Origin of the sequence: Halomonas sp. SIMBA_159, assembly GCF_046536035.1 — a bacterium.
Taxonomy (GTDB): Bacteria; Pseudomonadota; Gammaproteobacteria; order Pseudomonadales; family Halomonadaceae; genus Vreelandella; species Vreelandella venusta_A.
Window position 1 is genome coordinate 1 of sequence record NZ_JAWJBT010001674.1, and the last position, 234, is coordinate 234.

Annotated in this window: 1 pseudogene; it reads left to right on the plus strand. The window is 47.0% G+C overall.

Going from position 1 to position 234, the window contains the following annotated elements:
* Positions 1-22 precede the first annotated feature (22 nt).
* Positions 23-175: pseudogene (locus tag R0J87_RS24900) on the plus strand (hypothetical protein); the annotation flags it as partial.
* Positions 176-234: the final 59 nt, after the last annotated feature.

The following is a 234-nucleotide window of genomic DNA, read 5'->3' on the forward strand; positions in this document are numbered from 1 at the left end:
GGTATAAAATAAGTTTTTTGATGAGTTGAAAACCTCTCTGGAAGAGGCTGTCGAGATTAAACAAGGTTTGAAAAAACCTGCACGGGTGACCCGCTACGAAATTGCGGATACTAAGGCTGTTGTAGGCCGGAAAAGGCGTTCACGCCGTATCCGGCATTCGGTGCTCAATGCCTGATGCGACGCTTACCGCGTCTTATCAGGCCTGGAGATTCACAACGTATTGAAATTTCTTGG